Genomic DNA, 3,813 nt, shown 5'->3' on the forward strand with positions numbered 1-3,813 from the left:
CCTCATGGAGGTCGGACCCACGCTCGATCCCGAGCGGCCGCACTATCTCATGGGCGTCGGCACACCTTACGATCTCGTACGAGCCATCGGCGCGGGCATCGACATGTTCGACTGCGTCCTGCCCACGCGCAACGCGCGCAACGGCCAGGCCTTCACCGCGGACGGGCCGGTCACCATCAAGCAGGCCCGGCACGCTCGCGACCCGGCCCCGCTGCAGGCCGACTGTCCCTGCTACGCGTGCCGGCGGTTCTCACGGGCGTACCTGCGCCACCTCTTCGTGTCGAAGGAGCTCCTCGCGTACCGGCTGCTCACGTTGCACAACCTGCAATTCTTCCTGGCGCTGATGGCGGACATGCGCGCGGCGATCGCGGAAGGAGTGTTCGAGCCATTCCGGACTCGGTTTTTCGCGCGTTATGCAGTATCATCCCCTGGTATTTTGCGCCACGATACGGAACGTCCGGAGGTCTGAGTCCCCATGAACGTCACGCTCTTCGCCGACGTCGCCCACGCGGCCTCGGCGCCCCCCGGTGGGGGAGCCGGGCCGGCCGCCTTCGTGCAGCCGCTCATCCTCTTCGGCGTGATGTTCGCGATCTTCTACTTCCTGATGATCCGTCCCCAGCAGCGCCAGCGGCAGGACCGCGAGCGGATGCTGGCCGCGCTCAAGCGCGGCGACAAGGTGGTGACCACGAGCGGTCTCTACGGCACCATCACCGGCATCAACGAGCACTCGGTCACCCTGCGTGTCGCCGACCAGGTCAAGCTGGAATTCGAGCGCTCCGCCATCGGGCGCATTGTGGAGGGACAGGGCGACAAGGATGCCTAGGTATTTCTGGGTGCGCGTGGTCATCGTCCTCGCCGTCGTCCTCGCCTCCGTCTGGTACCTGTACCCGCTGCAGCGGACGATCAACCTCGGGCTCGACCTGCAGGGCGGCATCCACCTGGTGCTCGGCGTCGAGCTCGACAAGCACCTCGCCGGCCAGGTGGAGCGGGCGGCCGAGGACTTCAAGATCGCCCTGGACCGGAAGGGCATCGCCACCCGGCGCGTCGTCTCCGACGGCGCGGCCCGCTTCGTGGTCGAGCTCGCGTCGCCGCAGGTGTGGACGGATGCGCTCACCGTGGCGCGCGAGTTCACCGGCTTCGCGCCCGTGGACCAGGACCAGGCGGCGGGTCGCTTCGTCATGGCCATCGACGAGCGTCACACCGCGCAGGTGCGGGAGGACGCGGTCGCCCAGGCCGTGGAGCGGCTGCGCAACCGCATCGACGCCTTCGGCGTGGCCGAGCCGACCATCACGCGGCAGGGGGCCGACCGCATCCTGATCCAGCTCCCCGGCGTCCAGGACGTCGAGCGGGCGAAGGCGCTCATCGGCCAGACGGGCCTCCTCGAATTCAAGCTGGTCGACCGCTTCCTCGAGCCCGACGTCCGGGTCGAGGAGCTCCAGCGGCAGCTGCCGCCCGATCGCGAGGTGCTCTTCCGGCGGCTGGTCGATCCCGAGACACGGGCGGAACGCCGCGTGCCCTACGTCGTCGTCCACCGCCGCGCGCTGCTCACGGGCGCCGGCCTCACCGCGGCGGCGGTCAGCGCCGATCCGAACGCCCCGGGCAACTGGCAGGTGAACATCACCTTCAACCCGGCCGGCGCCCAGCGCTTCGCGGAGATCACCGAGCAGAACGTCGGCCGGCACCTGGCCATCGTCCTGGACGGTGTCGTCAACTCGGCGCCGCGCATCAACGAGCGCATCCCCGGCGGCCAGGCCGTGATCACGGGGCAGTTCACGATCGAGGAGGCGCGCAATCTGCGCATCGTGCTCGGCGAGGGCGCCCTGCCCGCCTCGGTGGCCATCCTCGAGGAGCGGACGGTGGGCCCCTCCCTCGGCGCGGACTCCATCCGGCAGGGGATGGTCGCGATCATCGGCTCGGCCCTGCTCGTCTTCATCTTCATGCTCGTCTACTACCGGCTGTCCGGGCTGGTGGCGGACATCGCCCTGGCTCTCAACCTCCTCATGCTGCTCGCGGCGATGGCGGCGTTCGGCGCGACGTTGACCTTGCCCGGGATCGCCGGCATCGCGCTCACCATCGGCATGGCGGTCGACACCAACATCCTGATCTTCGAGCGCATCCGCGAGGAGCTGCGGGCGGGCAAGACGGTGCGGGCGGCGGTCGACGCCGGATTCGCGCGGGCGTTCCGGGCCATCATCTACACGCACGTGACCGTCCTCGTCACCGCGGCGATCCTGTACAACTTCGGCACGGGCCCGGTGCGCGGCTTCGCCGTGACGCTCTTCGTCGGCCTCATGGCCAGCCTGTTCACGGCGGTCTTCTTCACCCGCCTGCTCTTCGACGTCTTCTACATGGGCCGGCGACGGCTGCAGACGATCTCGATATGATCCAGCTGTTCGCGACTCCCAACTACAACTTCATCGGGCGGCGCCGGTGGGCCTACCTGGCCTCCGCGCTCTTCATCCTCGTCGGGCTGGTCTCGCTCGTCAGCAAGGGAGGCCTCCGGTACGACATCGATTTCGCCGGGGGCACGCTCGTCCAGGTGCGCTTCGAGCAAGCGCCCCGGGTGGCCGACATTCGCCGGAGCCTGGCCGGCATCGGTCTGGAGACCGCGATCATCCAGGAGTTCGGCGATCCCCGTGAGTTCATCGTGCGTCTCCCCCTCGGGGACAAGGACTCGACCGCGGTCGCGCGGCAGATCCAGCAGGCGCTCGGCGGCGCGGGCACGCTCGGTGCCTTCGAGATCCGCCGCGTCGAGTTCGTCGGTCCGCAGGTGGGGCGCGATCTGCAGCTGCAGGCCATCTACGCGGTGATCGCGGCCGCGGCGGGGATGCTGCTCTACATCGCCCTGCGCTTCGACCTGAAGGGCGGGGTGGCCGCCATCGTCGCCGTGGCCCACGACGTGCTGGTGTCGGTGGGCGCGCTCTCGCTGACCGACCGCGAGTTCTCGCTGCCCGTGCTGGCCGCCATCCTGACCATCATCGGCTATTCCGTGAACGACACCATCGTGGCCTACGATCGCTTGCGTGAGAACCGGGCGCGGCTGGGCGTCCGCGGGCGCCCCTTCGCGGAACAGATCAACACCGCCATCAACCAGACGCTGTCCCGGACGGTGCTCACCGCTCTCACCACGTTCTTCGCGACGCTGCTCCTCCTGGTCTTCGGCGGGAAAGTCCTGGAGGATTTCGCCTTCGCGCTCGTGGTCGGCGTCGTGACCGGCACCTACTCGACCGTCTACATCGCGGGCGCGCTGATCGTGGACTGGACGCACTACGTGGAGGGGCGCGTCCGGCGCCCCAAAAAAGCGGTGGCGAAAGCCTGAACCCCGCGTAAAATCACATGATTAACCACGGGTTGGGGCTTCGTGACACAACTGGAAACGCTGCTCGAGGAGATTCCCAAGTACCAGCCGGGCGCCGATCTGGAGACGCTCCGGAGGGCCTACCGCTTCTCTGAGCTCTCGCACCGGGGGCAGCAGCGCGCCTCCGGTGAGCCGTACCTGTCGCACCCCCTGGAGGTCGCCCACCTCCTCGTCACCTTCAAGCTCGACGCCACCACCGTCACGGCCGGGCTCCTGCACGACGTCCTGGAGGACACCGAGGCCACCAAGGCCGATCTCGAGCGCGAGTTCGGCCGCGAGGTCGCCGAGCTCGTCGACGGCGTGACCAAGCTCTCGAAGCTCGCGTTCTCCTCGCGCGAGGAGCGCCAGGCCGAGAACTTCCGCAAGATGGTGGTGGCGATGGCACGCGACCTGCGCGTGCTCCTCATCAAGCTCGCCGACCGGCTGCACAACATGCGGACCCTGGACTACCTGCC

At 68.7% G+C, this 3,813-nt stretch carries 5 protein-coding genes; all 5 read left to right on the forward strand.

The window, feature by feature from the left end; genetic code table 11:
- Positions 1–469: tRNA guanosine(34) transglycosylase Tgt (locus VFR64_02485; GenBank protein HET9488613.1), on the forward strand; the 469-nt coding region annotated here is incomplete at its 5' end.
- Between the two features lie 6 nt (positions 470–475).
- Positions 476–823, forward strand: a complete 348-nt coding sequence (gene yajC / locus VFR64_02490) for a preprotein translocase subunit YajC (GenBank protein ID HET9488614.1) — start codon at positions 476–478, stop codon at positions 821–823.
- On the forward strand, positions 816–2,384 hold the full coding sequence (gene secD, locus VFR64_02495; protein ID HET9488615.1) for a protein translocase subunit SecD: 1,569 nt from the start codon (positions 816–818) through the stop codon (positions 2,382–2,384). Before yajC ends, secD begins: the two co-directional genes overlap by 8 nt.
- The gene (gene secF, locus VFR64_02500) at positions 2,381–3,319 is read left to right on the forward strand and encodes a protein translocase subunit SecF (GenBank protein ID HET9488616.1); all 939 of its coding nucleotides are present in this window, start codon (positions 2,381–2,383) and stop codon (positions 3,317–3,319) included. The genes secD and secF overlap by 4 nt, the downstream gene beginning before the upstream one ends.
- A gap of 42 nt (positions 3,320–3,361) precedes the next feature.
- On the forward strand, positions 3,362–3,813 hold a 452-nt coding region (locus VFR64_02505), incomplete at its 3' end, for an HD domain-containing protein (GenBank protein HET9488617.1).

Source organism: Candidatus Methylomirabilota bacterium (genome assembly GCA_035709005.1).
GTDB lineage: Bacteria > Methylomirabilota > Methylomirabilia > Rokubacteriales > CSP1-6 > 40CM-4-69-5.